We start from the raw sequence: 26777 nt of genomic DNA on the forward strand, positions 1-26777 counted from the left end.
CCCCCGGCGTTCGCCACGAAGGGCGGCAGCGCGATTATTTCTTCTCCGGCGGGCTGTCGAGATCTTCGGCGAGGTAGCTGAGGATCACCTCGTCCAGCGACTTCTCGCTGATGAGATCGTCCCCGAAGATCGACGCGCCCTCCGACGGCCGGTTGGTGGCGAAGATGCTGGCCGGGCGCGAGGCCGCGTAGCGGCCGGAGCCGGGGCTGCCCGAGAAGTGCTCGACCGCGACGGGGGCCGCGGGCGGCGGCGAGGGGTGCTCCGGGTGGACGTTGCTGTAGACGCCGGCGCCGGAGGCCGCGGACTCCGACCGCCGCCCGATCACCGACGCGGGCGGCGGGGGGAGGTCCTGGATCTGCTGGAAGAACGGCGTCTGCGCCTCGGCCGCGGCGCGCTCGAGCGCGTCGAGATCGAGATCGATGGACGGCTCGGACTTCTTGATCTCCGGGGGCGGACGCACGGCCCTGCCGGTGAGCGGGCTGGCCGCGCGCCCGCCGGCGCCGAGCCCCTGGATCCCGACCGGGTCGAGCTCGAGCCGCGGGCGCGCGCTGGCCGACGCGGGCGCCGGCTCGGGCGCCGCGGCGCGCGCCGGCGGCGCAGCGGCGGGCGCGGGCGCCGGCCTCGCGGGCGGCGCGGCGGGCCTCGGCGGCGGCGTCGGCGCGGGGGCCGGCTTCGGGCGCGGCGCCGCCTCGGGCGCGAGGGGCGGCACGACGGGGGACGCGACCGCCGGCGTGAGGGGCCGGGACGGCGGGGGCGGCTTCGGCGCGCTCGGGACCTCGGGCGACGACGGGGCCGGCGGCCGCGCGGCCTTGCTCGGATCGACGGCGGCGGGCGCCGCGGCCGCGGGGGCCGAGACGGGCGGCGCGGCGCTGTCGTCGAAGAGGTAGTCGAAGTGGCCGTCGCGCAGGGCGATGAACATCGCCTTGTGCTGCTCCTTCATCATGCCGCGCACCGTCTCGGCGAGCGAGGCCTGGCCGACGTGCTCCGCGTACGACGTCTTCGTGGTCTTGAGGATGCGCCCGCCGTCGGCGAAGAGGTGCGTGATGATGTGCGGGTGGCGAATCCCCGAGTCCTCGGTCTGTATGTGGAACAACCGCCCCTTGTGCCGGACGTTGTTGTTGAAGCCGAGCAGGGGCGACGGGGCTTTCACGACAGGCAATCCGAGGTTGGGGAGGTGAGGAGATCGCACCAGCGGGGGGCGCTCGCCACGGCCGAGACTATCACAGCACGGCGCGCCAGGAACGATCCGCAACGTGCCCCCGTTCCTTCACGTGGGGGCGCATGTCGGAGCCGGTCGTCCGCTGGGCGGGTCCCCTCGGGGCACCGCCCCGCTCCGCACGCCGGCGTCCGCTCCGCGGCCGACGGGGCTGGCGCCGCGCGCGCCGGTCGGATCAGGGCAGACAACGCTCCAGGTCGTCCGCATTGCCCGCTTGCAGGGCGCACGCCACCTCCGCCTGGGTGAGGTCGGCCTCGCAGCGGACGAAGCCGCGCTCGCCGGCGGCCGCCCGCGCCATCGCCTGCCGTTCGGCCACCTCGGACACGGCGGGCTCAGGCGTGGCCGCGCGCAGCGCGAGCTCGACATAGCGGTCGAGGAGCGCGGTGCACGCCTCGGGGGTCGGGCGCGGCGAGAGGCGGCGGAGCGCGGCGCGCCCGGCGACGACCCCGACCACGAGCAGCACGATCGCCAGCGTCGCCAGCACGTCGGCGCGCGTCGCCGGCCGCGTCACTCCAGGCACGTATCGACCTGCTCCGGGGTGCCCGCCTGCCGGACGCACGCCATGGCGGCGTCCGTGATCCGCCGCCCGACGCACCGGTCGATGAGCTCCTTGCCGCGGGCGTCCCGCACCGCCGCCGTGCGCTCCTCGACGACCTTCGGGTCGACGACGTTCTGGGCCCGGAGCTCGATCTCCGCGCTCCGCTTGAAGATGGCCTCGCACTCGTCGCGGCTCGCCGGGTGCCCGCACCCGGCCGCGAGCGACGCGGCGCCGACGAGGGCCAGACACGACGCGAGCCAGAGGAGCCGGTCCCGACGCGGACAGCCGGTGACCGTGGAGACGGAACGCCGCCTCCGCAGAAGGGAAGTTGAGCCAGGGCGGCGACGCATGGCCGCGACGATGGCGCCACGCCCGGTGGGGCGCAACCCGGGTCCAGCGCCCGGCCGGAACCCGGCCAGAAACCGACGCCCGCCGGCCCGGCGCCGGCCCTGGGCGCGCCGGAACGCTCTCCGGCCCGAGTCAAGATGGAAACCTCGCGTATTGCTGGAACGCGTGTGCAGGTCTGTTACGATTGCTTTCTGTGCGCAAGGCGAGCGAGCACGGTGACAGCGTGGACGGCGCTCGATCCGTCCGTACGGGCTCTGGGGGGCGCCGCACGAAATCGACGGCGAAAGCCGTTGCGGGCAGCGTCGTTGCGGGTGGCGGGGAGGACGCCGGGCGGGACGCTCCACGAGAGAAGCGGCCCAGCAATGCGCCGCGGCGGCGCGCGCCGGCGAAGACGCTGACGCCCGAGGAGATGCTGCGGCGGGCGCTGGGCGCGGAGACGCCGCGCTCCCGGGCGCTCTGGGCGCGGCGGGGGCTGTCGCTCCGGGGGCCGCTCGACCGGACGACGCAGGCGATGCTGCTGCGCCAGCTCTACCTCGCCTATTTCGAGACGCGCCGCTTCGAGCGGGCGGCCGAGGTGGCGGAGCAGGTCCTCTCGCTCGGCGTGCTGCGCGACGTCGCCCACCAGGACGCGGCGCGCGCGAAGCAGGCGCTCGGGGACATCGACGGGGCGGTGGGGCACCTCCGGCTGGCGGCGCGCACGGGGCCGGCGAGCCGGCGGGCGTTCCACTGGTGGACGCTGGGCAGCGTCTACCACCTGGCGCGGCGGTACGACGAGGCGATCGGCGCGCTCACGCGCGCGGCGCGCTGGGGCACGCGGGACAAGCCGCTCTACCAGGGGCACCTCGCCGTTGTGCAGTGCGAGAGCGGCAAGACGGTGGAGGGGCTCGGCGCGCTGATCGACCGGCTCTCGGAGGTGCCGGCGGGCCAGGGGTACGGCCGCTTCGTGCTCGGGCAGATGGCTTACTTCGACCGTCGCTGGGACGAGGCCAAGAAATACCTGGAAGCCTTCGTACAGCGGAGCACCTCGGGGCGGGCCGCGGTCGCGATCGCGCTCGGGGGGGAGATCGAGGCCGCGCGCCAGACGCTGGCGTCCCTCCCGAAGCGCTGATGCCGGCCTGAACGGACGGCCGCGCGCCGCACGGGGGCGATCGCTTTGCTATAGAACCTCCGTGATGACCGCTTCGACTCGTTTCAAGGGAAGCGCCGGCGCCGCCCCGGCGGTTGGTCGACGGGGCGCGGACGGCGCGGCCGGGGCGCTCGGGCGCGCGCTCGCGGCGCTCGCGGCGCTCTCGGTGCTCGCGTCCCCGGCGCTCGCCCTGGCCGCGGATCAGCCGGATCTGTTCACCCGCGGCCTCCAGGCGGGCCCGGCCTTCGCGGGGCTCGCCGCGCTCGCGGGCGGCCTGCTCACGTGCCTCACGCCCTGCGTGTACCCGATGATCGCGATCACGGTGAGCATCTTCGGGGCGCGGGAGGCGAAGTCCCGGCGCGAGGCGATGCTGCTCTCGACGAGCTTCGTGCTCGGGATCGTCGTGCTCTTCACGACGATGCTCGTGGTCGCGGCGCTCACCGGCAGCCTGTTCGGCAGCGTGCTCTCGAACCGGTGGGTCATCGTCGGCATCGCGGGGGTGTTCATCGCGATGTCGCTCTCCATGTTCGGCGCGTTCGACATGGCGCTGCCCGACTCGCTGATGCAGCGGCTCTCGCAGGTCGGCGGCATCGGCTACGGCGGCGCGTTCCTGCTCGGGCTGGTGAGCGGCCTCGTCGCGGCGCCGTGCACCGGGCCCGTCCTCACCGGCATCATCCTCTGGATCGGGAAGACCCAGAGCATCGGCCTCGGGGCGCTCGTCGGCGCCACCTTCGCGATCGGGCTCGGCCTGCCGTTCTGGCTCGTCGGCGCGTTCGCGGTCGCGCTGCCGAAGGGGGGCAAGTGGATGCTCGGCGTGAAGTCGTTCTTCGGGATCGTGATGCTGGTCGTCGCGCTGTATTTCCTGAAGACGACGTTCCCGGCGCTGTCGTCGCTCGCGCAGCCCACGCCGCAGTTCATGGCGGTCATGGCCGGGCTGGTCGTGGTCGGCCTCCTGCTCGGCGCGGTGCACCTGTCCTGGGACGACGGCGGCGCCGGGGTGAAGGCCCGCAAGGGGCTCGGGATCGCGCTCACGGTGGCCTCGGGCTTCCTGCTCGTCGCGAGCCTGGACCTGCCGAGGCTCGCCTCGCCCGTGCCGTCGGCGGTGGCCGGCGAGGCCGCGCCTCGGCAGCTCACGTGGCTGCACCAGGAGCCGGTGGCCGTCTCGAAGGCGAAGGCGGAGAAGCGCCCGCTGCTCGTCGACTTCACCGCCGAGTGGTGCGGCGCCTGCAAGCAGCTCGACAAGGACACCTTCTCGGACCCGCGCGTCATGGCCAAGGCGGCGCACTTCGTCGCGGTGAAGGTCGACGCGACGGACGACGAGGATCCGCAGGTCGACGCGGTGAAGGGCAAGTACAAGGTCGTCGGCCTGCCCACGGTGGTGATCTACGACTCCACCGGGGCCGAGCGGAAGCGCTTCAACGACTTCGTCGGCCCGGACGTGTTCCTGGCGGCGCTCGAGGGCATCGAGTAGCGGCGCGCCACCGTCCATGCGCCCTTCCCTGCTCGCCGCCCTCGCGCTCTGCTTCCTGATCCTCGCCGGCTGCGGCGGCGCTCCGCGACCGACCACCGGGACCGTGGTGATCGGCCTGACGAGCGAGCTGCGCGCCGGCGTCGAGCTCGATCGGCTGCGCATGGTCCTGCGCGCCGGCGGCGAGGTGCTCCGCGACGACGTGATGACGCACAAGAGCGGGCAGCTGTTCTTCCCGCGGGAGCTCTTCTTCCGCGATCTCGAGGACGGGACGGCGGTGGAGATCTCCCTGGAGGCGTTCGGGGCGGAGGACGCGGAGCGGCCGGTGCTCGTCCGCGCCGCGTCGACGCGGGTGATCGGCGGCCGCACGCTGCTGCTCCGCGTGCGCCTCGAGCAGGAGTGCGCCGTCGCGCCCGGGGATCCCACGTGCCCGGCGCCCCAGACCTGCGTGGCCGGCGGCTGCAGCGCCCCCGACGTGGATCCCCGGCGGCTCGAGCCGTACAGCGCCTCGTGGAGCGCGGACGCCGTGCCGGACGCCTGCAAGCCGGCCGGCGGGGGCGAGCCGGTCGTCGTCGTCGGCGAGGGGCAGGCCGACTACTTCGCGCTCGAGGATCTCGACGAGGTCCAGGTGGAGGCCGGGCCGCAGGGCGGCTACCACATCTTCGTCGCCATCCGGCTCAAGAACCTCCGGCAGTCCGGCTCGATCACGGTGGTGAACGGCGCCGTGCCCGAGCTCGACTACGCCATCGAGCCGCTCCGGGTCATCTTCACCCTGGACCAGGACGAGGGCGGCTACTGCAAGCTCGCCGGGCTTCGGTTCCGGCTCGACGGGGAGCGGACGATCGACGAGCTGCTCGGGAAGGTCGTCGACGTCGAGGTGACCGTCACGGACGCCGACGGGGACACCGGGACCGGCAGGCGCAAGGTGACGCTCTCGCAGACCATCCTGTAGCGCGCGGCCTCACTCGCGCGCGGCGCGCCAGCGCGTCATCGAGCCGCCGGTGAGCAGGTCGAGGGACGCCTCGGCCTCGAGCGCCGCGAGCGCGGCGGCGCGGCGCTCCTCGGGGCTCCGGCCCGGATCGGCCGAGAGCGCGACGGCGCGCTGCCAGGCGAAGAGCAGCTCGAGCACGCGCGCCGTGAGCTTCGCCCCGAGCTCGGCGCGCTCGCGGCGGAGGCGCTCCAGGGCGATCTCCTCGTCGGCGAAGACCAGGCGATCGAGCCGCCAGGTCGCGCGCGCCTCGAGCCAGAGGCTCGTGCCGCCGGAGGCCGTCCTCCGCGCCGGATCGTACTCGGTGGGGGCCAGGTTCTCCGCCTCGTCGACGAGGCGCGAGACGCGGAGCCGGAGCTCCGGGAGCAGCGACGCCGTCCGGGCGCGCGACGCGATGGCGTCGATGCGCGCCTCGGGATCGAGCAGGCGCGACTGCCGCAGCGCCGCCTCGACGATCGCGCGGGCCATCGCCGGCGTGACCCGGACCGGCAGCGGGAGCGGCGGCTCGACCTCGGCCGGCGGCGGCGCGGGAGGCGGCGCGGGGGGAGCCTCCGGGGGATCGGGCGCCGGCGCCGCGCGGGGCGGGCTCGGAGGCGCAGGCTTCAGCCGCGGCGCCTCGGGTTCGGCGATGGCGGAGGGAGGGGGCACGCCAGGGCGATCGGAGAGCCGCTCCAGGGGGATGCTCGCGAGCAGCATGCCGCTGAGGGAGCGCTCGCCGCCTTCGAGCCGCGCGAGCCCGATCTGGAGCGAGACCCAGAGCGGCTGCGCGCGCCCCGGGGACGGAGCCCAGAGCTCGTGGGGCGCGGCGTCGAGGCGGTCCACGCGCGGGTCGAGCGCGGTCGGCTCATCGTCGAAGGGGAGCTCGGCGCGCGCCTCGGGCGCGGACAGGGCGCAGGCGAGCGCGCCGAGGAGGGAGAGAACGGGGGTGGCGAGGGATCGGTGGTTCGGTTGCACGCGAGCTGGGTCGACCGCCGCGCGCCGCCAGTTGCGTGAGCGGCTCGTCCGGCTCGCTCAGCAGCAGTGGTCAAATTTGAACATGAAGGCGGGAAGGCGGGATGAAAACCTTAATGATCTCCCCGCCTTCCCGCCTTCATGTGGACTCTCTCTGGGCAAAGTTGACCGCTGCTCGCTCAGCGGCTCCCCGAGGGCGGGCGCGCCGCGGTGGCGAAGCTCCGCCACAGCTCGGTTCCGCCGCCAGGGGGCCGAGGCCGCTCGGCGCCGCCGCGCAGCTCGCTCGCGCCGCCGCGCAGCTCGCTCGCGCCGCCGCGCAGCTCGCTCGCGCCGCCGCGCAGCTCGCTCGCGCCGCCGAGGGATCGAGGCCGCTCGGCGTCGGCGCGCCGGAATGCCTCGCTGGCGTGGGGCTGGCCGACGGACCCCGGCCAGGCGCTGCCGCCGCCTCCCCGGAGCAGGTCGCTCGACCCGCCGCGGGTCGCCGCGACCGCCTGCGCGAGCGCCTCCGCGGTCGGCGCCGTTCCCGAGGGGAAGCGCGGCGGCCCCTCGCGGGGCGGCTCGCGGGTCGCCGCGACCGCCTGCGCGAGCGCCTCCGCGGTCGGCGTCGCGCCCGACGGGAAGCGCGGCGGCCCCTCGCTCGGCGAGGCGAGCGCTGGTTCCAAGGCGATCGCCGCGCTGGGGTCGGGCGCGACCGCGTCGGCCGCGGGGGTGCCGAGCGGGGTTGGTGCGATGGCTCCGGGAGCGGCGTCGCTGCTCGCGCCCGGCGCGGCAGCTTCGGTGGTCGCGTCGCTGCTCGCGGCAGGCGCGGCAGCTTCCGCAGCGATGTCGCGGGCCGCGGCCGGCGCAGCGACATCGCGGGCCGCGGGGGGTGCGGCAGCCGTGGCCACACCGCTGCCGGCGACGGGCGCTGCCTCGGCCGCCCCGGGTTGCGCGGCGCCGCTCGCGGCCGGCGCGCTCGGGGCCGACGGAGGTGCGATCACGGAGCCCGCCCCCGCGGCGTACGCCGCGTCCGCGCTCTCCCCAGCCTGACCGCTCGCCCCCGAGGTGGGCAGGGACGCTGCTGCCGCGTCGAGCGCGCCGGACGCCGCGGACGGCGCATCGCCGCGGGCGCTTTCGAGGTGCGGCTGCGCGTCGCGCGTCGGTCCGGCGGGGCGGTCCGCCGGGACCTCGTCCTGCAGCGCCGCCTGCGCGGCAGCGTCGGGCTCCGGCGCGGGCGGCCTCGGCGCGAGCGGCACCGCGCGCGGCGCAGCGACCTCGAGGCCCACCGCGAAGGGCTCGAACACGTCGCCGTCGAGCCAGCCCGTGCACATCCGGAGGTGCGAGCCGGCCGGGATGTCGCGCACGAACATGTCGCCGAAGAGCGCGTCGATCGCGAGATCCCGCTGCTCGACCACCGGCCTCTCCCAGCTCGGGAGCACCGCGACCACGCGGATCGCGAGCTGCCCTCCCGGGCGGCGCGCGCGCGCTCGCGCGAGCGTCCGGGGGCGCACTTCCCAGTAGACGTAGAGCGTCTCCGGATCGACCGCGAGGCCGACGACCTCGTCGAGGTCGTACCGCGCCGGGAGCTCCGCGCGCTCGTCCTGCAAGGCCGCGGCGAGGCCCGGCGCCGCGCCCGCGACGACGCGCTCCGCGATGGCCGCCGGCGCCGGAGCGTCCGCGGGAGAGGGATCTCGCGGCGGCTGCGCCGGCTCGAGGTCGGGAGCCTCGGGAACGGGCTCGGGCTGAAGATCCTGCTCGCCCGCGATGGGGGCCTCGGGATGCTCGCTCGATCCGGCGTCCTTCGCTGCCTCTGCGCCGGCGTCCTTCGCTGCCTCTGCGCCGGTCTCCTTCGTTGCCTCTGCGCCGGTCTCCTTCGCTGCCTCTGCGCCGGTCTCCTTCGCTGCCTCTGCGCCGGTCTCCTTCGCCTCCGCGGCCTCGGCCCCGGCCTCCTCCGCCTCCGCGGCCTCGGCCCCGGCCTCCTCCGCCTCCGCGGCCTCGGCCCCGGCCTCCTCCGCCTCCGCGCCTTCGACGCCGGCCTCCTCCGCCTCCGCGCCTTCGGCCCCGGCCTCCTCCGCCTCCGCGCTTTCGGCCCCGGCCTCCTCCGCGTCCTCCGCCTCCGCGTCCTCCGCCTCCGCGGCCCCTGCCCCCGCCCCTCGCGCCTCCGCCCCCTCGGCCTGCGCGCGCTGCGCCTGCTCGATCAGCCGCTCCCGGAGCCGCCGCGCGTCCTCGTGCTGCGGATCGCGCTCGAGGATCTCGTCGAGCACGGCGATCGCCCGGTCCGTGTGCCCCTGCGACGCGTAGATCTCGGCGAGCGTCGTCGTGGCCCGCGGCGGCGGCGGGGGCGGCGGCCACTGCTCGGGCGGGGCCTCGCCGCGCAGCGCGCGCGCGGTCTCCGGCATGTGCAGGCCGCGCTCGACAACGCGCGACAGCAGATCGCGCGCCCGCCCGAGGAAGCCGCGCAGCCGGGCCCGCTCCGGCTCCCCCTGCGCGGTGCGCGCCAGGATCTCGTCGACGAGCTCGGCCTTCGTGAGCACGCGCGGCCGCGGCACCCCGAGGCCCTCGGCGCGCGCTATCAGCTCCTCCCGCGTCAGCCCGTCGAGCTCCCGGCGCTCCATCGCCGTGGACGCTACCACATCCGCCGCGCGCCCACCGGCGCGCGGCCGCTCACCGAAAGGCGCCCTCCGCCGCCGGATCCGCGGCGAGCGGCGCGAGCCGCGCGCGCGCGGCCTCGGCGTCGCGCGCGATCTGCGCCTTGAGCTCCGGCAGGCCCGAGAACCGCCGCTCCTCGCGCAGCCGGGCGACGAGGTGCACCCGCAGCGCCGCGCCGTAGAGATCCTCGTCGATGTCGAACAGGTGCACCTCGAGGTTCGGCCGCGCCTGCTTCGACGGCTCGACCGTCGGCCGCACGCCGAGGTTCGCCACGCCGCGGGCGAGCGCGATCGCGCGGCCCGACGGCGTCACCCGATCGACGAGCGTCGCGTACACGCCGAACGGCGGGAGCGCCTCCTCGATCTCGTCGAGGTTGCAGGTGGGGAAGCCGATGGTCCGGCCCCGCTTGGCCCCCTGCGCGACCACGCCGGACAGCATGTGCGGGCGCGACAGCATCTGCTCGGCCGCCCCGAGATCCCCGCGCGCGATCGCCGCGCGGACGCGGGTGCTCGACCACGCCCCCTCGGCGTCGCCCACGAGCGGGTGCGATCGCGTCTCGAAGCCGAGATCCTCGCCGAGGCGCCCGAGCGTCGTGAAGTCCCCGGCGCGCCCGTGGCCGAACCGGAAGTTCGCGCCGACCAGGACGACGCGCGCGGCGAGCCGATCGAGCAGCACGCGCCGCACGAACTCCTCCGGCGTCTGCGCCGCGAACGCGCGATCGAACGTCACCACGTCCACCCGGATCGCCGGCTGCACGCGCCGGATGAGCTCGATCTTGCGCGGCAGCGCCGTCAGCGTCGGCGGCGGGGTCCGGCCAAGGACGCTCGCCGGGTGCGGCGCGAACGTGAGCGCCACCGGCGAGAGCCCCCGCCGCTCCGCGTCGAGCGCCGCGTCGGCGAGCAGCGCCTGGTGCCCCCGGTGGACGCCGTCGAAGTTGCCGATGATGACGAGGCTGCCCCGCGGCCCGACCGCGGCGCGCCCGCCCTGCCCGCCAGCGGCGGCAGCAAAATACTCCACAGACGCTACCTAACCCGAAGCACCGCCCAACGAAAAGCCGGTGGGCAAGCCAGGGCCAGGGGAGCCGCCCCGGCACGATACGCATGTACAGCCAAGCGTCCGATGTACAGAGCCGCTTGACGGCCCCATGTCCGGCTGATAGAGCCGCGCTCCCCTAAATGGGCTGGAGGCGCGCCGTGTTCAAGAGAGTAAGTATCTTCTCCGGCAACGCCAATTTCGCACTTACCCAGGAAATCTGTCAGGTCCTGGAGCAACCCATGGGGAAGTCGCGGGTGTCGCGCTTTTCCGACGGGGAGACGTTCTGCGTCATCCAGGAGAACGTCCGCGGCGTCGACACCTACGTTGTGCAGCCTACCTGCTCGCCGGTGAACGACAGCGTGATGGAGCTCCTGATCATGGTCGACGCGCTCCGCCGCGCCTCGGCCGGCTCGATCACGGCGGTCATCCCCTACTACGGCTATGCCCGGCAGGACCGGAAGGTCGCGCCGAGGACGCCGATCACCTCGAAGCTGGTCGCCGACCTCATCGTCGCCGCCGGGGTGAACCGGATCGTCGCGCTCGACCTGCACGCCGGGCAGATCCAGGGCTTCTTCAACATCCCGTTCGACCACCTGTACGCGATGCCGGCGCTGCTCGATCACCACCTCCGCGAGCACTACGGCAAGGACGTGGTCATCGTCTCGCCGGACGCCGGCGGCGTCGAGCGGGCCCGCGCCTACTCGAAGCGCCTCCAGGGCACGCTGGCGATCATCGACAAGCGCCGCGAGCGGGCGAACGAGAGCGAGGTCATGAACATCATCGGCGAGGTGGCCGGCAAGCACTGCCTCATCCTCGACGACCTCATCGACACCGCCGGCACCCTGGTGAACGCCGCCAACGCCCTGATGAAGCAGGGCGCCAAGAGCGTCGCCGCCTGCGCCACGCACCCGGTCCTGTCCGGTCCGGCCGTCGAGCGCATCAAGGACTCCCCCCTCACCGAGGTCGTGGTGACGAACTCGATCCCGCTCTCGGACGAGGCGAGGGCGTCCGGTAAATTCAAGGTCGTCTCGGTGGCGCGGCTGCTCGCCGAGGCGATCCGCCGCATCCATCACTCGGACTCGGTGAGCTCGCTCTTCGTCTGACCGGCGGCGCGCGTCCGGCGGAACCGGCGGAACCTTGCGCAACCTCGCGGAAGGAACCCCGGGAGCGCAGGTCGCCCGCGCTCCCGCCACAAAAACGCCGCTGCCCGGCGACGAAGGCTCGACTTTCCGTTTCGCGTTCTGCTATAGCGCCGCACCCTACGCCGGAGTGGACCGCGCACCGCGGGCCTCCGGATCACTTCTGGAGCCGTCGTCATGGAGATCATCAAGCTCAACGCCACGAGGCGCGAGGAGAGCGGCAAGAGCGCGTCGAGCCGCCTGCGCCGCGCCGGACAGATTCCCGCCATCGCCTACGGGCGCGAGCTCGCGCCGCTGTCGGTCGCCGTCTCGCCGAAGGCGCTCCTTCAGGTGCTCGGCTCCGACCACGGCAAGAACTCCGTGGTCGAGCTCGCCATCGAGAACGGCGAGACGCTCACCGTCATGGTGCGCGACTACGACTACCACCCGATCTCGCGGGAGCTCGTCCACGCCGACTTCATCCAGGTGAAGCTCGACCAGCCCGTCGACGTGCACATCCCCTTCCGCACCGTGGGCAAGCCGAAGGGCGTGGTCACCGGCGGCATCCTCCAGCAGATCTTCCGCACGATCCCGGTGCGCTGCCTGCCCGAGAAGATCCCGTCGTTCATCGAGATCGACGTGACCGAGCTCGACATGGGCGAGTCGTTCAAGGCGAGCGGGCTGAAGCTGCCCGAGGGCGTGAAGGCCCTGCTCGCCGACGACCAGACGATCGCCGTCGTCAACGCGCCCGAGAAGGCGGGCGCCGAGGAAGAGGCGAAGCCGGCTGCCGGCGCGCCGGCCGCTGCGGCCGCTGCGCCTGCCGGCGGCGCGGCTGCCCCCGCCAAGGGTGGCGCCGCCCCCGCGGGCGACAAGAAGGACAAGAAGTAGCCCCGGCCCGGGCGCGGGCTGCCCCTCGTCTCGGTCCCCCGAGGCGCGCGCGGCTCGCCCCGCCCTGCGCCGCGCCCCCGCGCGCCGCAGCCCGCCTCTGTCCCAAGGATTCCAGGGATCCAGCAGAACCCGCTCGCCATGCTGCTCGTGGTCGGCCTGGGAAATCCGGGCAAGGAATACGCCGCTCACCGGCACAACGTCGGCTTCATGGCCATCGACGCGCTGGCCGACGAGGTCCGGGCCGATCCGTTCCGCGAGAAGTTCTCGGGCGTGCACGCGAAGGCGGAGATCGCCGGGCAGCCGGCGATCCTGCTCAAGCCGATGACCTACATGAACGAGTCGGGCCGCAGCGTTCAGCCGGCGATGGCCTTCTTCAAGGTCGCGCCGTCCTCGCTGATCGTGCTGCACGACGAGCTCGACCTGCCGTTCGGCACGGTTCGCCTGAAGGTCGGCGGCGGGCACGCGGGGCACAACGGGCTGCGCTCGATCATCGCGCACTGCGGGACGGGCGCCTTCGGGCGCGTCCGCCTCGGGATCGGGCGGCCGCCGCCGGGCTACCGGGGCGAGGTCGCGGGCTACGTGCTGTCGGGGTTCGACGCGGTAGAGCGCGCGGGCCTGCCCGACTGCTTGAAGCAAGCTGTCCAAAGTGTGCTAGAAGTCGCCGCCCGCGGCTTCGACGCCGCGATGAACGTTCGAAACACCCGGCCCAAGCCGGGCAAGAGGCAGAAGGGCGAAGGGGACGGGTCGACAGACCCGGCCCCTGCCGCGAAGGGAGAGAGGGGTCCCCTCCCCCCGACGCAGAAGCCCTGATCCTCGACGGAGCCAGGTTGTCGAGCCCGCGCTCGCGACGCTCGGCAAGCTGCTCCTTTCCTCGCTCCGGGGCGTCGCCCCGGGGCCACAGGCCGAGAGGGAAGACCGAAGAATGAGCCGACAGGTAACGGCGCCCGGGCGCGCCAAAGAGTACGAGACCATCTACATCCTGCGACCCGACATCGACGCCGACGGCGCCGAGCGGATCGGGACGCGCCTCGCCGAGGTCGTGACCCGCGAGGCCGGTCGTCTGACCAAGGTCGAGACGTGGGGGCGCCGCCGCCTCGCGTACGACATCGCCAAGCACCGCCGCGGCGTGTACGTCTACCTGAAGTACCTCGGGGGCGGGAAGGTCGTCTCCGAGGTCGAGCGCAACCTGCGCCTCGCCGACGGCGTGCTGAAGTACCAGACGGTGCTCGTGCGCAACGACGTCGAGGTCCAGGGCCTCACGGTCGCCGACGAGGACGTGAAGTTCGAGCGCCTCGAGCTCGCGCCGATCGAGGACGACCGCGACGACTCGCGCGAGCGGCAGCTCGGCCTGATCGAGCCGGAGCGCCGCGTCGACCGGAGCTCCGAGGCGGCCCCGGCGGGCGACCTCGACGAGGCTGAAGAGGGCGAGGCGGAAGGCGCCGCCGACGAGGAGGAGAGCTGACGATGAACGGCCGCAACAACGACATGGGCCGCAACGGCGGCGCTGACTACGACGATCGCGACTTCGGGCGCACGCCCGACCTGAACGCGGACGCCCCCGGGCGCCGCCGCACGGGCCGGAAGCGCGTCTGCCGCTACTGCGCGGACAAGGCGCTGGTCATCGACTACAAGGACCCGCAGGCGCTCAAGTACTTCATCTCGGAGCGCGGCAAGGTCGTCCCGCGCCGCATCAGCGGCAACTGCGCGCGCCACCAGCGCAAGGTGACGCTCTCGATCAAGCGCGCGCGCAACATCGCGCTCTTGCCGTTCACCGTGACGGCGTAGGAGGTCGATCATGGCAACCCACATCCATGTGGTCCTCACGGAGGACCTCCACAACGTCGGCAAGAGCGGCGAGCTCGTGAAGGTTCGCCCCGGCTTCGCGCGCAACTACCTCATCCCGCGCGGCCTCGCGGTGGGCGCCACCGCCGAGAACGTGTCCCGCATCGAGCACGAGAAGCGGGTCGCCGAGTCGCGCGCCGCGAAGACGCGCTCCGAGGCGGAGCAGCTCGCGGCCAAGCTGAACCAGGTGAAGCTGACCATCAGCCGCCCGGTCGGCGAGGGCGACAAGCTGTACGGCTCGGTGACGGCGCGCGACATCGAAGAGGCGCTCGCCGCGCAGGGCTTCAGCGTCGACCGTCGCCGCATCGAGAGCGACACGATCAAGACGCTCGGCGCCCACACCGTGACGCTCCGCCTCGCCCCGTCCATCACGGCGTCGGTCGAGGTCACGGTCGCCGCCAAGTAGGCGTCCCGGAAGCGCGGCTCGTCCGCGCTTCCTCCTCGTCCGCCACGCGCGGCTCGTCCGCGCTTCCTCCTCGTCCGCCACGCGCGGCTCGCCCGCGCGCTCGCGTCCCCCTCACCCGCGCTTCCGCCTCACCCACGCCCGCGCGACGTCGTGCCCCCGCGCCACGGCGCGCAGCATGAGCGCCGGATCGGCCCACCGCGCGCGGACCTCCCAGGCGAGGCTCGCCAGCATCCCAGCGCAGAACGCGTCGCCCGCGCCCGTCGGATCGAGCGGCCGCACCGGGCGCGGCGCGACCGCGCGCTCGCCCTCGGGGCCGAGCACGAGCGTCGCCCGCGCGCCGTCCGTGACGACCAGCGTCGCCTCGGGCCGCAGCCGCTCGCGGAGCGCGCGCGCCGTCGTCCCCAGCACCTCGAGGTCGCCGGTGCTGCACTTCACGAGATCCGCCTGCGCGAACAGCCGGAAGCAGCCGCGCACGCCGTCGCCTGTTCCGGCGCCCGCCCCCGCAGGCGCCGCCGCGCCGGTGCCGGCCCCCGCGGGCGCCGCCCCGCGCCCGGCGCGCGGCCACATCCGCGGGCGCGCGTTGACGTCGATCGAGACCGCGCACCCCTCGCGGCGAGCAGCCGCGGCCGCCCGCGCGATCGCGCCGATCGCCCCGCGCACCGGCGCGATCCCGGTGAAGTGCACGACCCGGGTCTGCCATCGCGCGGGCAGCGCCGCGGCGAGCTCGCGCGCCTCGAGCTCGCCCTGCCGGTAGCCGGCGAAGCGCGCCTCGCCCCGCGCGATCGCCACGAGCATGAGGCCGGTGCGCGCCGCGCCCAGCGCGAGCCGCCCCACATCGACGCCGGCCGCAGCGACCTCGTCCCTGAGCCCGCGCCCCAGGGCGTCGTCGCCCAGCGCAGCGCACACCCCCGACGGGACGCCCAGCCGGGCAAGCGCCATCGCGGTGTTCACCGCCCCGCCCCCCGGGACGCGGCGCAGCAATTTTGCCTGCTCGAGCGGAATGCCCTCCGGCGCGTAGAGGTCCCACAGCGCTTCACCCACGCAGATCACCTCGGTGGGTTCAATCCTTGTTTGACGCGTTTTGTGATCCACAATGGCGGCTCCCCGCGACGGCGCATGCCCGGGAGCGAAGCGTCATCGCAGCTGAGTCAAGCGGGAAAGGAAATGGCGATGAGACCGGCGTTGCTCAATTTCCATACCTCGCCGCCGGCGGCGCCGCTGCGCCGCGCCGCGCCCCCGCGTCGCGGCGAGCCCCCGCGTCGCGGCGAGCCCCCGCGTCGCGGCGAGCCCCCGCGTCGCGGCGAGACCAAGCGCCCCTCGAACGTGGAACCTGCATTGAGATGCCCACCGCACGAACGCTCACTGCAATGCAAACACAAAACCTTCTCAGCGCGGCCCATGTTCTGATAGACGGAACTCGACCCTGCACCCGACGCCCCGAAGGACCGCTGCGCCTTCGGGGCGTCGCCCATTTCGGCACCTGTGGAAAAGCTCGGGGCGGGATGGGGGCAATCGGTGGGGAGGAGATGCACGGATGATGAGAATGATGGAGCGCCGCGGCCAGCGGCCCCAGAGGATCGAGCCTCCCATCGTCGCCGGACGGGTACCGCCGCACGACCTCGACGCCGAGGCGGCGGTGCTGTCGGCCATCCTGCTGCACCGCGACGCGCTCGATCGGGTGCTCGAGATCCTGAAGGCGGATCATTTCTACAGCGAGGCGAACAGCCGCATCTACGAGGCCGCGCAGGAGCTCGCGTCCGGCGGCACGCCGATCGACATCGTCTCGGTCGCCTCCTGGCTGCGCGACCGGGAGCGCCTCGCCCAAGTGGGCGGCGCGGCGTACCTCGCCCAGCTCGCGGACGCGACGCCGGCGGTCGCGCACGTCGGCGCGCACGCGCGGGTCGTCTACGAGAAGTGGCGCGTGCGCCAGCTCATCGCCACGTGCCAGCGCGTCGCGGCCGAGGGGTACGGCGACGTCGGCGTGGTGCAGGAGTTCATCGACGGCGCGGAGCAGGCGGTCTACCAGCTCGCGCGCACGCCCCAGGGGACGTCGACGCAGCCGATCGCCCAGGTGCTCAAGGCCGCGTTCGAGCAGATCACCGCGGCCGCGGAGCGCGGCGATCGCATCACGGGCATCTCGACCGGGTTCGAGAAGCTCGACGCCAAGACGGCCGGCCTGCACGACGGCGACCTCTCGATCGTCGCCGCGCGCCCCGGCATGGGCAAGACGTCGTTCGTCCTCAACCTCGCCGTGAACGTGGCGTCGCCGCGCACGGTGAGCTCCCCCGGCCCCGACCAGGCGGGGCACGGCATCGAGCGGCACGAGCCCGGCTTCGGCGCCGCCGTCTTCTCGCTCGAGATGCCGCGCGAGCAGCTCGCCACACGTATGGTGTGCAGCGAGGGCCGCGTCGACGTCGGCAAGCTCCGCCAGGGCTTCCTGCAGCCCGACGACTGGCGCCGCCTGACCGAGGCCGCGTCCTTCCTGTCGACCCTGCCCATCTGGATCGACGACACGCCGGCGATCAGCCTGCTCGAGCTGCGCGCCAAGGTGCGGCGCATCCAGGCCGAGTACGACCGGCCGCCCAGCGACGGCAACTCGGGGCGGCGCGTCGGGCTCGTCGTCATCGACTACCTGCAGCTCATGAAGGGGCGGGACGGCGTGAGCAGCCGCGAGCAAGAGATCAGCGAGATCTCCCGCGGGCTCAAGCAGCTCGCGAAGGAGCTCAAGGTGGCGGTCATCGCGCTCTCGCAGCTGAACCGCGCGGTCGAGACCCGGACCACCAAGGACAAGCGCCCTCAGCTGTCGGACCTCCGCGAGTCGGGCGCCATCGAGCAGGACGCCGACAACATCATCTTCATCTACCGCGACGAGTACTACAACCCGGAGACCACCAACCACAAAGGCATCGCGGAGCTCATCGTCGCCAAGCAGCGCAACGGGCCGACGGGCAAGGTGCTCACGCGGTTCACCTCGTCGTGCACCCGGTTCGACAACCTCGCGCCCGGCGATTACCCGGACATGGTGGACGACGAGTAGCCCGCCGAGAGCGGCGGTCACCCGCACAGGAGACGGGCCCATCTCGACGTTTTCGGTGCTCAGCGCCCTTCCGTGCGCTTCCGCGCCGAAAACGCCGAGCTGGACCCGTCTCCTGTGCGGGTGACCGCCGCTCTGGAACGCATGTGCCAGCGACGGGCGAAAACCGCGCTAGCGTGCGCGGCATGTCCGTCTGGTACGTCCCCGCCCTCCTCGCCGCGGTCTGCATGGCCGGGCACTACCTGATGCTGCGCGCGGCGGCGGGCCGCGTCGGCGACGCCCTCGGCGCGCTGTGCATCGAGGCCACGGCGGCGGCCGGGATCCTCGTCTTCCTCGTCCTCCGCCCGGGCACGGAGGCGCCTCCGACGGCGCAGGGGGTGCTCTGGGCGTGCGCGTCCGGCCTGTTCATCAGCGGGGTGACCACGCTCGTCTTCACCGCGCTCCGGATGGGCGGCCCGGTGTCCGCGACCGGGCCGATGGTGTTCGCCGGCGGCGTGGCGCTCGCCGCGCTGTTCGCGCCGCTGCTCTTCGGCGAGGCGTTCACCGCCCGCCGCGCGCTCGGCATCTGCCTCGGGATCGCCTCCCTCGTCGTCCTCGCCACCGAGCGCTCCTGACCCAAGCACCGCCGCGGCCGCGCATCGGAGCAGCACCGATGATCCGTTCGATCGAGATGCCCCCTCGCTCCCCTGCCGGCCCCCCGCGCGCGCGACACGCCGCGCCCCGCGCGCCCCGCGCGCCCCGCGCGTCCAGCGCGTCCAGCGCGCCGCGGCGCGCCTGGCTCGCCGCGCTCGCGCTCGCCGCGGGCGCCTGCGCGCCGCCGGTGCAGGGGGGCAGCGTCGCCGTGTCCTCCGGCGCGGCCGAGCGGCTCGGCATGCTCTGCCGGTGGGGGCACGGCGGCGGCGAGCAGGGCGCGCTCTGCCCGGGCGACGCGGTCGCGGCGCGGCCGGCGCGCGTCCGGCGGATCGCGGCGCCCGCGGACGCGCTCTCGGGGCCGCTCGCGGCGGGGCGGCCGGGCGACTACGTGCTCGAGAACGACGAGATCGCGGTGGTGATCGAGCAGCTCGGCCCGGGGACGGGCCTGGCCGAGGGCGGGGGCCACCTCATCGACGCGGCGGACGCGCGGGAGCGGAGCGACGAGCTCGGGCAGATCGTCGCCCGGCTCGGCGCGCCGCCGCGGCAGGTGATCTACCGCGACATCGCCACGGGCGCCGGCGAGGGCGGCGCGGCGTGGATCGAGGCGCGCGGCGAGGTGCGCGGGCGCGCGCTCGAGGGCGGCGCGCTCTCCGTCACCACCCGCTACACGCTCGCGCCGAGCGGCCGCGCGGTCGTGATCGCGACGTCGCTCCAGAACGACGGCGACCGCCCGGTCGAGGCGCTCGATCTCGGTGACGTCGTCCACTGGGGCGCCGCGGAGCACGCCGCGCCCGGCGCGGCGCCTGGGCTGCGCGGCGAGCACGAGGCGCCGTACCTGGCCGGCGTCGGGTCCCGCGTCGCGTACGCGCTCGTCCCGGCGGGCGGCGGGATGATCCGCGCGCGGAGCGGCGCCGGCTTCAGCGACGCGACGTTCGCGCGGCAGGCGGCGCTGCCGCCGGGCGGGCGGGCCGCGTACGAGCGGATCCTCGCGATCGCGCCGCGCGGCGACGCGCTCGCCGTCGCGACGGAGCTCTTCTTCCTCGGCGGGGGCGCGCCCGGCGGCGTCGCGCTCGAGCTCGTGGACGCCCGCGGCGCGCCGCTCCGGCCCATGGCCGGCCGGGCCACGCTGACGCCGGTCGCCGAGGAGGGCGCCGCGCCGGCCGTCGGCGCGGCAGCTGGGCCGGCCGCCGGCGCGCTCGACCTGTGGTTGCGGACCGGCGAGCGCGAGCCGCTCGCCGTCGAAGCGCCGCCCGGCCTCTACCTCGTCGGCTTCGAGGGGAGCGGCCGCCGCGCGCTGGGGACCGCGCGGGTCCGGATCCGCGCCGGCGAGATCGCCCCCGCGCGGCTCGCGCTCTCCGGCGTCGGCCAGCTCGACCTGCGTGTGGAGGAGCGCGGCGCCCCGGGGCCCGCCGCTGCACAGGCGCCCGCCGCTGCACAGGCGCCCGCCGCTGCACAGGCGCCCGCCGCAGCCCCGGACCTCCTCGGCCCGCTCATCCCGGTGAAGGTCGGCTTCTTCGACGCCGCGACCGGCAAGGCCGTATCGCCGCCGCGGCTCGCGCTCGGGGGCGAGCTCCATCTTCCCCTGCCGCCCGGGCGCATCCGGGTCGTCGCCTCGCGCGGGCCCGAGTACGCGCTCGCCGAGGCGACGGTCGACATCGCCGACGGCGCGCGGTCGCCGCTCGCGCTGACGCTCCAGCGGGTGGTCGACACGTCGGGCTACATCGCGTGCGACCTGCGGCAGCACACCGCGCGGAGCGCCGACGCAGGCGTCGCCTCGGCGGTGCGGCTCGCCTGGAGCGCGGCGGAGGGCGTGGAGTGCGCGGTGGCGACCGAGCACAACCTCGCCGCCGATCTCCAGCCGGACGTCGCCGCCCTGCAGCTCGACGCGCAGCTGCGCATGCTGCCGGGCGTCGAGCTCACGAGCGGCCGGGGCGGCGCCGGGCTCGGGAGCCTCAGCGTGTTCCCGCTCGGCGGCGCGGCGGCCGCGCCCCGCGAGGGCGCGCTGCGGTGGGGCGACGAGACCGCGGGCGAGCTCCTCCGCGAGGTGCGCGCGCTGCCCGGCGAGCGCGTCGTCCAGGTGAGCCGGCGCCACGGCGGCGGCTCGCCGCTGCACGGCTCTGGAGCGCCGCAGGAAGCGCCGGAGGAGGGAGCGCGCCTGCTCGCGCAGCTCGTCGGGGACGGTGGTGGCGCGGATGCGCTCGAGGTGTGGACTGGGCGCGAGGTGGCCGCGCGGGACCGGGCGCTGGAGGAGCTCTGGGCGCTGCTCCGCGCGTCCCGCCCGGTCACGCCGACGGCGACGAGCGACACGCACGGGCTGCACGGCGCGGAGGCGGGGACGCCGCGCACGTACGTCGCGGTGGCCGGCGACGATCCGGGGCGGCTCGACGTGGGGGACCTCGTCGCGGGCCTGCGGCGGCGGCGCGACGTCGTGATCACGAACGGGCCGTTCGTGACGATGCGCCTCGGCGAGGCGCGCCAGGGGGGCGTCGCCTCGGTGCGGGGCGGGGCGCGCGGGGGGCCGCGGACGCTCTCGATCCGGATCGAGCGCGCGCCCTGGGTCGACGCGCGGGAGCTGCATGTGCTGGTGGGCGGCGTCGCGAGCGGCGAGGCGATTCCGCTGGAGGGCGCGCGCACCACGGCTGCGGGCGCGCTTCTCGACGAGGTCGAGATCCCGGTGGTGCTTGGAACGGGCGGCGGCGAGCGGAGGCCGGCGCGGCCGGGCGCCCGCGTCGGGGGGGCGGGCGGCGACGGGCGGCCTGGGCGGGGCGCGCGCGGCGCGATCACCGTCGCGGAGGACACGTTCGTGGTGGCGATCGTCCGGGGGCAGCGGCCGCTCGAGCCGGTGCTCACCGGGGATCCGGGTGAGATCCTGCCGTTCGCGATGACGGCGCCGCTCTGGATCGACGCCGACGGCGACGGCCGCTCGCTCGGCCGAGCGGCGGCGCCGTAGCGCGGCGGCTGAACGCGTAACGGAGCCAGTGGATTGGCAGCGGGAAGAAGAGATTCAACGCAAAGGCGCGAAGGCGCAAAAAGACAAAGTGGAGGGAGGAAAGTCATCCCTTCAGTCCATTGACCACGCGATGGATACCCTGCCTCACTTTCACCTCGCCGAAGTTGATGACGAGCGCGAGCTTGAGCTCGGATAATCGGAGGTAGGTGAGGGACTGCGCTTCGACAGGTTGGCGAGCACCGCGGACACGACCCGGAACCACTGGCCGCGGCCGGAGGAGGTCGGGACCGCCGTATCCGGCCCCAGCCGTCGCCATGGCCATGGTGCCTCGCGACGCTCGCCGAGGTCGAACGATGCTGAGCGCGGGCGGCGTCGGCCTACGGCCCGGCGGCCGGCGTGCGCTGGGGCGCGGGCGATCCTGGGGTCGTCGATGCGCAAAGCTGATAGCCGCGCGCCCACGTCCAACCACGCTCGCCACGCCACGCCGCTCGGTAACATGGTCTCACGCTGCTACCCCCCGGCGCCCGGAAGGCCCCCCGCGTCGCCGGCGAGCTCGAGGCACTGGGCCACGAGGGACAGCCGCTCGCCGAGCCGCCCTTCGGAAAAGCGGAAGAAGAGCCGCTCGACGTGGGCGAGGGTCGGCTCGCTCCAGAAGAAGCCGGACAGGGCCGCCTCGGCCGTCGCTGCGCGTCCGTGGACCCCCCCGGTCGCCGGAGCGCCCTGCCGGCAGACCACCGACTCCGCGAGCTCGACGTACACCTCGGCGGCCGCCGCGTCGTCGAGCGCGCGCAGCGCGAGCTCGTCGAGCAGCGGCCTGAGGTCCACGCCGAGCAGCGCGCACGACGCGGCGAGGTCGATCACCTGAACGCTCGCTCCGCCACCGAGCCGGAGCCGGAAGAGCGCGGCGAAGGCGGCGCGCACCACCTCGCGCTCGGACTCCGGCCACGCGGCGAAGCCGGCCGACAGGATCTTGCCCGCGACGATCTCGACGCAGAGCGCGCCGACCTGCTCGATCGCCATGAGCTCGAGGACGCGGGGGAGAAACCAGCGGAAATCGCGCGGCTCGCCCCACGTGCTCATGGCCTTGAACGCGAAACGCCCGATGGCCTCAGCGGGCGCGGACTCGCGCGCGACCTGATGCAGCGCGCGCGCCTCGCCGGGCGAGACGCAGCACGGACAGCCCTCGACGGGGCCCAGCGGGCAGTCGCCACGCGTCATGGCGTAGAGCGCGGCGATCGACGCTTTCCACGTCTGCACGTCACCATCCACGCGCCGAAGCGTAGCCCAGGAGCGGCCAGGGACGGCCCTCGGCCGGGTCGCGGTGGGAAATCAATCATGCCCATCCGCCCCCATCACGCGATCGCAGATCACGGCACCACACAACGGCGGTCGAGTCGATCGCCAGGGACGGCCCGAGGCTGACGGTCGTTGTCTTCGTGGGGGTTGCGACGCCCGACCGGGGTTGCGCCCGCCCGACCGGGGTTGCGGCACCCGACCGGGGTTGCGCCCGCCCGACCGGGGTTGCGGCGCCCGACCGGGGTTGCGCCCTCCCGACCGAGGTTGCGGCGCCCGACCGGGGTTGCGGCGACGGCTGATCTCACCGGCGCCCGCAGCGGCGGCTCAGCTCACGAGCACGCCGTCTCCGACGCCCGCTTCCTCTTCTGCTTCACCCGCCGCCGTCTCCCCCGGCTCCTCCTGGCTCGCCCCCTCGGCCGCGGACGTCCCGCCATACCGCTTGCCGGCCCGCTCCGAGGCCTTCAGCACGGGCCCGCGGATCGTCTCGATCGCCTCGGCCGGCGCATCGGAGAGCTCCAGGTTGGCGAGCACCGCGGACACGGCCCGGAACCACTGGCTGCGCGCGGCGGCGATCGTCGCCTTGGTCACCGGCGCCGTCTTCTCCTTCGCGGCGAGCTCGTCCCGCCGGTGCTCGATCGCCTCGAGCTCCTTGCCCACCTTGATCCACCGCTGCGTCGTGTGGAGCAGCGTCGTCTTCCCGGGCGCCGGGATCCCCTTCAGGAACTCGCCGATCGACGGCTCCTCGTCGAGGAGCCGGGCGATGCGCGCGGTGTTGCCCGCCTCGGCGGTCGGCGACGCCTTGAGAATGTTGAGCCCGCCCGGAAACAGCTTCGCCTGCACCTGGTCGCAGGTCGCGGCGCGCTCTCTCTCTGGAGGGGCCGCTCCGAGGCAATGCTCGCGGTGCGCGTCGATGCCCCAGCACACGGCCCTGGCGAGGTGATCATGGCGCACGTCGACCCGCCCGAGCTCGTCGTTCAAGGCGCTCATCTGGGCCGACGGCCCCGCCTTGCTCGGCCGCACCGCGAGCACGGCCTCGTGGGCCACGACCACCTTGGGGTGCAGGCCGGTGATCTCGGGGATCGAGAGGAACAGCCGCTTCCGTTGCGCGTTCTCGACCCACGGAGACACGAGCGCGACCATCTCTTCGATCATCAGGTGCTTCAACATCGCAATAGACCTCCTTGACCGGGGTACAGCGTGTCCAGGCAGGAGACGGCGAGGCGGACGAGCCCGTCAAGCGACCCGCCGGTTTCCGACGGCTCGAGACCAATCCGGCCGGCTGAAAAGGAGGTGCCGCGGAGGTCGCGACCAATCCCGGCGCTCGTTGCGAGGCCGAGGCGAGGTCGCGATCGACCGCGGGGGATCTTTTCAGCCGGGAGGATGGTCGCGATCAAAAGATTTGGATTTTTTCATACAAATGGAGAGGTCTCGACCTGTCCACCGGCCTCTGACGAGCCTCCGCGCATGGTCTAGACCACGCGGAGGCATCCGAAAGATCGGCCGGAGAGGGTCAGGAACGTCGGCGGCGTCGTCCCCGCTGATCGAGCGAGCAGCGCGTCCGGCGTTCTCTCCGGAGTGATCATCCTATAGAACCTTACGCGATCCGCATCCCTCCTGGAAAAGTGACGCTGTATCAGCAACTTATCCATGCATCGAGGAGGCCGCTTTCGCTCCACAGCCTGCGGGGTCAAACGTACTGACTTGCGCCGAGCAGCGCTCGCATCGGCTTACTGACGCTCAGGCCATGCCGAGCACGCGCAGGCGTCGCATCCCGGAGTATGCTATCCATGCAGGCTATGCGTCGCACGCCTCAGCACCCCCCTCCCCGCGTTCTCACGCTGGACGGGTTCGGCGCCGGGGGCTTGCCGTTGTGTGTCGTTCCCGTCCCACGACAAAGGCCGCCCACGCTGCCGCCCGGGCCGCTCGTCTCGACCTTCTTCATGGTTTTCGTGCTGACGGCGGGAAGGGGGCGAGGCCGTCATCTGGAGCAGGTCAATCTTCATGCCGGGGATATCCACCTCATCCCCGCGGGCGTGGAGCATCAGCCCCTCGATGTCGGCGACCTGGAGGGATGGATCGTGGGCTTTGATCCGACGCTGCTGAGCACTCCGGAGCGGCCGCCGGGACGACCACGAATCCGAGGCGATGCGAAGGACGCGCCGGTGCGCAGCCTCTTTCTCCGGGGACTGCTCCGGCTGCGACCCGGAGAGCCCCGGCGGCAGCGAATCGAGCGCCTGGTGGCCGAGATGGATACCGAGCTGCGAGAGGCCCAGTGGGGCGCGGACAACGCCGCGCTCGCATTGTTTACCCTCCTGCTCACGGAGCTCATCCGCGAGCTTTCGGAGCACGCGCCTCTGGCGTCGCCCATGCTCAGCGGGCTCGTGCAAGATGCGCTCAGGTTCATCGAGGCGCACTGTCTGGAGCCCCTCTCGCTTCAGGACGTCGCGTCGGCGGTCGGGCGCACGCCTTCGCACCTGGCCAACGCCATCCGCCGGGAGACAGGGCTGACGGTGGGGGACTGGCTGCGCGAGCATCGCATCGCCGAGGCCCGGCGGCGGCTCCTGGAGACGGACGCGAGCATCGAGAGCATCGCAGACCAGGTTGGCTACGCCGACGTCACCCATTTCATTCGCACCTTCCGGCGCGCCCAAGGGATGACCCCCCGGGCCTTTCGCGATCAGCGCCGCCGCCCCGGGCCTTGAAGGCCCCGCCATCCGATCCCAATCCAGGCCGATATCCGCCCCAAGCCACGCTCTGCCGGCGTGCGCCGTCGATGGCTAGAGTCAAAGCATCATGACGACTTCAGCAACCCACGGGCGCCGCGTTTTGATCGTTGGACTTGGCATCGCCGGCATCGCCACGGCCCTGCGGCTGCACAGGGCCGGCTGGGAGCCCGTGATCATCGAGCGGGCCCCCGAGCGCCGCAAAGGCGGCTACTTCATCGCCCTCTTCGGCACGGGCCAGGCGTCCGCCAAGCGGCTCGGCGTGCTCGAGGCCATGGGCAACCGCAAGCACCCGCAAACCAAGACGTACGAGGTCGACCGGGCCAATCGTCGTCGCAAGGGCATGACCTTCGCCGACGTGCCCGGCGAGCCGCGCATGCTGCTGCGCGGCGACGTCGAAAATGCGTTGTTCAACGCGCTGCCGGAGCAGGTGGAGATCCGCTTCTCGACAGTCCCCACGGGGATGGATCCAGGAGATCGCGGCGTCGATGTCACGACGACCCACACGAAGACCGGCGAGACCGTGACCGAGCACTTCGACCTCGTGGTGGGGGCTGACGGAATGCGCTCGACCGTCCGGAAGCTCGTCTTCGGCCCGCACGAAGATTTCCTCTACCCGCTAAATTACATGATCGGGGCGGCCATCCTGAGCGAACCCGTCCGCGGCTATCACCTGCATGATGGGCTGGTCCTTGCCGAGACCGGGCGGTCGGCGTGGGTATTCCCCTTCGCGGACCACAACCCAGGCGTGCTCTTCTCCTACCACGTGGACGACATCGATGCGCAGTTCCGGAGGACCCCCATCGAGTCGCTGCGCAAGGCTTACGGACCAGAACCGGCAGGGCCCGTGCTGAGGCAGCTCCTCGACGATTTCGCGGCCGCAGACGAGTCCCTGTTCGACTCGGTCAATCAGGTTCGCATGAACTGCTGGCACAAGGGGCGGGTCGTGCTGGTCGGCGACGCTGCGTGGTGCTTGACGCTGTATTCAGGGATGGGCGCTTCGACCGGCATGGCCGGGAGCGAGCTTCTGGGCAACATGCTGGAGAACTACCCTGACGACGTGGGACGCGCGCTCGTCGCCTGGGAGGAGAAGCTGCGCCCGTTCATCACGAGCCTGCAGGCCGACGGGCTGAGAATGAGGGCGCTCTTCACACCGTCCGGGGAAGCTCAGCGGATCCTGCGCACGGCGTTCGTCCGCCTCGCCAGCTCGCCCGTCACGCGCCCGATCTTCCGACGACTGACCACCAATGACCAGCTGAAGATGCGCGACATCGTCGCGCAGTAGGTCCGTCTGTCTCGCGTGTGGTCGTCGCCACCTCCAGCGACAACGCCGATCGTAGTGCCCCCGCCGACACCGCGGGATCTCGAGGCCCTGGACCCGCCGTGCGACCCGCATGCCGAGCGGCCCCTCCCTCTCGCGTCGGCGCAGTGCCTGCTGGTCCTCCTGGCTGAGCTGGAGCCCCCTCAACCTGGCCCTCGGCTGCTTTCGTTCTTCGCTCACGCCCCCCAGACGCACGAGCCGGGCGAAACGGATCGTCAACACCGAGGCGCGGCGCTAGGGGTCTATCCCGGTAGGGGGGCTGTTCAGT

Annotated in this window: 24 protein-coding genes; 14 read left to right on the forward strand and 10 right to left on the reverse strand. The window is 73.6% G+C overall.

Annotated features, from left to right (window positions below):
* Positions 1 to 34: 34 nt before the first annotated feature.
* From WMF26_RS40010 to WMF26_RS40020, 3 genes are all read right to left on the reverse strand, one after another.
* Entirely contained in the window at positions 35 to 1150 is a 1116-nt protein-coding gene (locus WMF26_RS40010; protein ID WP_437997024.1) for a hypothetical protein, read from the reverse strand.
* Between the two features lie 241 nt (positions 1151 to 1391).
* Positions 1392 to 1736, reverse strand: coding sequence for a hypothetical protein (locus WMF26_RS40015; RefSeq protein ID WP_437997025.1), 345 nt, complete (start codon positions 1734 to 1736; stop codon positions 1392 to 1394).
* Complete coding sequence (locus tag WMF26_RS40020) at positions 1724 to 1846, reverse strand: hypothetical protein (RefSeq protein WP_437997026.1); 123 nt, start codon at positions 1844 to 1846, stop codon at positions 1724 to 1726. Before WMF26_RS40020 ends, WMF26_RS40015 begins: the two co-directional genes overlap by 13 nt.
* Before the next feature lie 665 nt (positions 1847 to 2511).
* On the opposite strand from WMF26_RS40020, the gene WMF26_RS40025 reads away from it, so the two are divergent.
* The 3 genes from WMF26_RS40025 (at position 2512) to WMF26_RS40035 (ending at position 5648) form a co-directional block, all read left to right on the forward strand.
* Positions 2512 to 3210, forward strand: coding sequence for a tetratricopeptide repeat protein (locus WMF26_RS40025; protein WP_437333409.1), 699 nt, complete (start codon positions 2512 to 2514; stop codon positions 3208 to 3210).
* Between the two features lie 64 nt (positions 3211 to 3274).
* Positions 3275 to 4699 carry a protein-disulfide reductase DsbD family protein gene (locus WMF26_RS40030; protein ID WP_437339561.1) on the forward strand — a complete coding sequence of 475 codons (1425 nt, stop codon included), beginning with the start codon at positions 3275 to 3277 and terminating at the stop codon, positions 4697 to 4699.
* 16 nt (positions 4700 to 4715) lie between these two features.
* The gene (locus WMF26_RS40035) at positions 4716 to 5648 is read left to right on the forward strand and encodes a hypothetical protein (protein ID WP_437997027.1); all 933 of its coding nucleotides are present in this window, start codon (positions 4716 to 4718) and stop codon (positions 5646 to 5648) included.
* A gap of 9 nt (positions 5649 to 5657) precedes the next feature.
* On the opposite strand, the gene WMF26_RS40040 is transcribed toward WMF26_RS40035, so the two are convergent.
* The 3 genes from WMF26_RS40040 to ribF form a co-directional block, all read right to left on the reverse strand.
* The gene (locus WMF26_RS40040) at positions 5658 to 6638 is read right to left on the reverse strand and encodes a hypothetical protein (RefSeq protein WP_437997028.1); all 981 of its coding nucleotides are present in this window, start codon (positions 6636 to 6638) and stop codon (positions 5658 to 5660) included.
* Between the two features lie 176 nt (positions 6639 to 6814).
* Positions 6815 to 9247 (reverse strand): tetratricopeptide repeat protein, encoded by a 2433-nt coding sequence (locus WMF26_RS40045; protein ID WP_437997029.1) that lies wholly within the window; start codon positions 9245 to 9247, stop codon positions 6815 to 6817.
* 31 nt (positions 9248 to 9278) lie between these two features.
* Entirely contained in the window at positions 9279 to 10280 is a 1002-nt protein-coding gene (ribF, locus tag WMF26_RS40050) for a riboflavin biosynthesis protein RibF (protein ID WP_437997030.1), read from the reverse strand.
* Positions 10281 to 10438: 158 nt separating this feature from the next.
* On the opposite strand from ribF, the gene WMF26_RS40055 reads away from it, so the two are divergent.
* The 6 genes from WMF26_RS40055 to rplI all read left to right on the forward strand — a co-directional run bounded on the left by WMF26_RS40055 (position 10439) and on the right by rplI (position 14552).
* Positions 10439 to 11401 carry a ribose-phosphate pyrophosphokinase gene (locus WMF26_RS40055; RefSeq protein ID WP_437333413.1) on the forward strand — a complete coding sequence of 321 codons (963 nt, stop codon included), beginning with the start codon at positions 10439 to 10441 and terminating at the stop codon, positions 11399 to 11401.
* A gap of 213 nt (positions 11402 to 11614) precedes the next feature.
* Positions 11615 to 12304 (forward strand): 50S ribosomal protein L25/general stress protein Ctc, encoded by a 690-nt coding sequence (locus WMF26_RS40060; RefSeq protein ID WP_437997031.1) that lies wholly within the window; start codon positions 11615 to 11617, stop codon positions 12302 to 12304.
* Positions 12305 to 12442: 138 nt separating this feature from the next.
* Complete coding sequence (gene pth / locus WMF26_RS40065) at positions 12443 to 13114, forward strand: aminoacyl-tRNA hydrolase (protein ID WP_437997032.1); 672 nt, start codon at positions 12443 to 12445, stop codon at positions 13112 to 13114.
* Between the two features lie 112 nt (positions 13115 to 13226).
* Positions 13227 to 13766 (forward strand): 30S ribosomal protein S6, encoded by a 540-nt coding sequence (gene rpsF / locus WMF26_RS40070; RefSeq protein ID WP_437568503.1) that lies wholly within the window; start codon positions 13227 to 13229, stop codon positions 13764 to 13766.
* Between the two features lie 2 nt (positions 13767 to 13768).
* Positions 13769 to 14089 (forward strand): 30S ribosomal protein S18, encoded by a 321-nt coding sequence (gene rpsR / locus WMF26_RS40075; protein WP_012239546.1) that lies wholly within the window; start codon positions 13769 to 13771, stop codon positions 14087 to 14089.
* Between the two features lie 10 nt (positions 14090 to 14099).
* Positions 14100 to 14552 carry a 50S ribosomal protein L9 gene (gene rplI / locus WMF26_RS40080; protein WP_061629313.1) on the forward strand — a complete coding sequence of 151 codons (453 nt, stop codon included), beginning with the start codon at positions 14100 to 14102 and terminating at the stop codon, positions 14550 to 14552.
* A 111-nt stretch (positions 14553 to 14663) separates the two neighbouring features.
* Here rplI and WMF26_RS40085 read toward each other — a convergent pair whose 3' ends face one another.
* On the reverse strand, positions 14664 to 15644 hold the full coding sequence (locus tag WMF26_RS40085) for a PfkB family carbohydrate kinase (protein ID WP_437997033.1): 981 nt from the start codon (positions 15642 to 15644) through the stop codon (positions 14664 to 14666).
* Between the two features lie 442 nt (positions 15645 to 16086).
* Here WMF26_RS40085 and dnaB point away from each other — a divergent pair, with 442 nt between their 5' ends.
* The 3 genes from dnaB to WMF26_RS40100 all read left to right on the forward strand — a co-directional run bounded on the left by dnaB (position 16087) and on the right by WMF26_RS40100 (position 21169).
* On the forward strand, positions 16087 to 17589 hold the full coding sequence (gene dnaB / locus WMF26_RS40090) for a replicative DNA helicase (protein ID WP_437315074.1): 1503 nt from the start codon (positions 16087 to 16089) through the stop codon (positions 17587 to 17589).
* A 182-nt stretch (positions 17590 to 17771) separates the two neighbouring features.
* Positions 17772 to 18200, forward strand: coding sequence for a hypothetical protein (locus tag WMF26_RS40095; protein WP_437997034.1), 429 nt, complete (start codon positions 17772 to 17774; stop codon positions 18198 to 18200).
* 38 nt (positions 18201 to 18238) lie between these two features.
* Complete coding sequence (locus WMF26_RS40100; RefSeq protein WP_437997035.1) at positions 18239 to 21169, forward strand: CehA/McbA family metallohydrolase; 2931 nt, start codon at positions 18239 to 18241, stop codon at positions 21167 to 21169.
* 103 nt (positions 21170 to 21272) lie between these two features.
* On the opposite strand, the gene WMF26_RS40105 is transcribed toward WMF26_RS40100, so the two are convergent.
* The 3 genes from WMF26_RS40105 to WMF26_RS40115 form a co-directional block, all read right to left on the reverse strand.
* Positions 21273 to 21491, reverse strand: a complete 219-nt coding sequence (locus WMF26_RS40105; protein ID WP_437997036.1) for a GxxExxY protein — start codon at positions 21489 to 21491, stop codon at positions 21273 to 21275.
* A gap of 188 nt (positions 21492 to 21679) precedes the next feature.
* A complete protein-coding gene (locus tag WMF26_RS40110; RefSeq protein ID WP_437997037.1) occupies positions 21680 to 22426 on the reverse strand; it encodes a hypothetical protein in 747 nt (248 codons plus the stop codon).
* A gap of 363 nt (positions 22427 to 22789) precedes the next feature.
* Entirely contained in the window at positions 22790 to 23632 is an 843-nt protein-coding gene (locus WMF26_RS40115; protein WP_437997038.1) for a hypothetical protein, read from the reverse strand.
* A 773-nt stretch (positions 23633 to 24405) separates the two neighbouring features.
* Here WMF26_RS40115 and WMF26_RS40120 point away from each other — a divergent pair.
* On the forward strand, positions 24406 to 25167 hold the full coding sequence (locus WMF26_RS40120; RefSeq protein ID WP_437997039.1) for a helix-turn-helix domain-containing protein: 762 nt from the start codon (positions 24406 to 24408) through the stop codon (positions 25165 to 25167).
* Positions 25168 to 25258: 91 nt separating this feature from the next.
* Positions 25259 to 26473: an FAD-dependent monooxygenase gene (locus WMF26_RS40125; RefSeq protein ID WP_437997040.1), complete on the forward strand. Its 1215-nt coding sequence runs from the start codon at positions 25259 to 25261 to the stop codon at positions 26471 to 26473.
* The last annotated feature ends 304 nt before the right edge of the window (positions 26474 to 26777 follow it).

Origin of the sequence: Sorangium sp. So ce185, from assembly GCF_051526825.1 — a bacterium.
Lineage (GTDB): Bacteria > Myxococcota_A > Polyangia > Polyangiales > Polyangiaceae > Sorangium > Sorangium cellulosum_D.

Bases quoted from the DNA above. Each gene is read 5' to 3' on its own strand.
- WMF26_RS40025 (WP_437333409.1), top strand. From the start codon at position 2,512: ATGCTGCGGCGGGCGCTGGGCGCGGAGACGCCGCGCTCCCGGGCGCTC.
- WMF26_RS40030 (WP_437339561.1), top strand. From the start codon at position 3,275: ATGACCGCTTCGACTCGTTTCAAGGGAAGCGCCGGCGCCGCCCCGGCG.
- WMF26_RS40035 (WP_437997027.1), top strand. From the start codon at position 4,716: ATGCGCCCTTCCCTGCTCGCCGCCCTCGCGCTCTGCTTCCTGATCCTC.
- WMF26_RS40055 (WP_437333413.1), top strand. From the start codon at position 10,439: ATGGGCTGGAGGCGCGCCGTGTTCAAGAGAGTAAGTATCTTCTCCGGC.
- WMF26_RS40060 (WP_437997031.1), top strand. From the start codon at position 11,615: ATGGAGATCATCAAGCTCAACGCCACGAGGCGCGAGGAGAGCGGCAAG.
- pth (WP_437997032.1), top strand. From the start codon at position 12,443: ATGCTGCTCGTGGTCGGCCTGGGAAATCCGGGCAAGGAATACGCCGCT.
- rpsF (WP_437568503.1), top strand. From the start codon at position 13,227: ATGAGCCGACAGGTAACGGCGCCCGGGCGCGCCAAAGAGTACGAGACC.
- rpsR (WP_012239546.1), top strand. From the start codon at position 13,769: ATGAACGGCCGCAACAACGACATGGGCCGCAACGGCGGCGCTGACTAC.
- rplI (WP_061629313.1), top strand. From the start codon at position 14,100: ATGGCAACCCACATCCATGTGGTCCTCACGGAGGACCTCCACAACGTC.
- dnaB (WP_437315074.1), top strand. From the start codon at position 16,087: ATGATGAGAATGATGGAGCGCCGCGGCCAGCGGCCCCAGAGGATCGAG.
- WMF26_RS40095 (WP_437997034.1), top strand. From the start codon at position 17,772: ATGTCCGTCTGGTACGTCCCCGCCCTCCTCGCCGCGGTCTGCATGGCC.
- WMF26_RS40100 (WP_437997035.1), top strand. From the start codon at position 18,239: ATGATCCGTTCGATCGAGATGCCCCCTCGCTCCCCTGCCGGCCCCCCG.
- WMF26_RS40105 (WP_437997036.1), bottom strand. From the start codon at position 21,491: ATGGCCATGGCGACGGCTGGGGCCGGATACGGCGGTCCCGACCTCCTC.
- WMF26_RS40115 (WP_437997038.1), bottom strand. From the start codon at position 23,632: ATGTTGAAGCACCTGATGATCGAAGAGATGGTCGCGCTCGTGTCTCCG.
- WMF26_RS40120 (WP_437997039.1), top strand. From the start codon at position 24,406: ATGGTTTTCGTGCTGACGGCGGGAAGGGGGCGAGGCCGTCATCTGGAG.
- WMF26_RS40125 (WP_437997040.1), top strand. From the start codon at position 25,259: ATGACGACTTCAGCAACCCACGGGCGCCGCGTTTTGATCGTTGGACTT.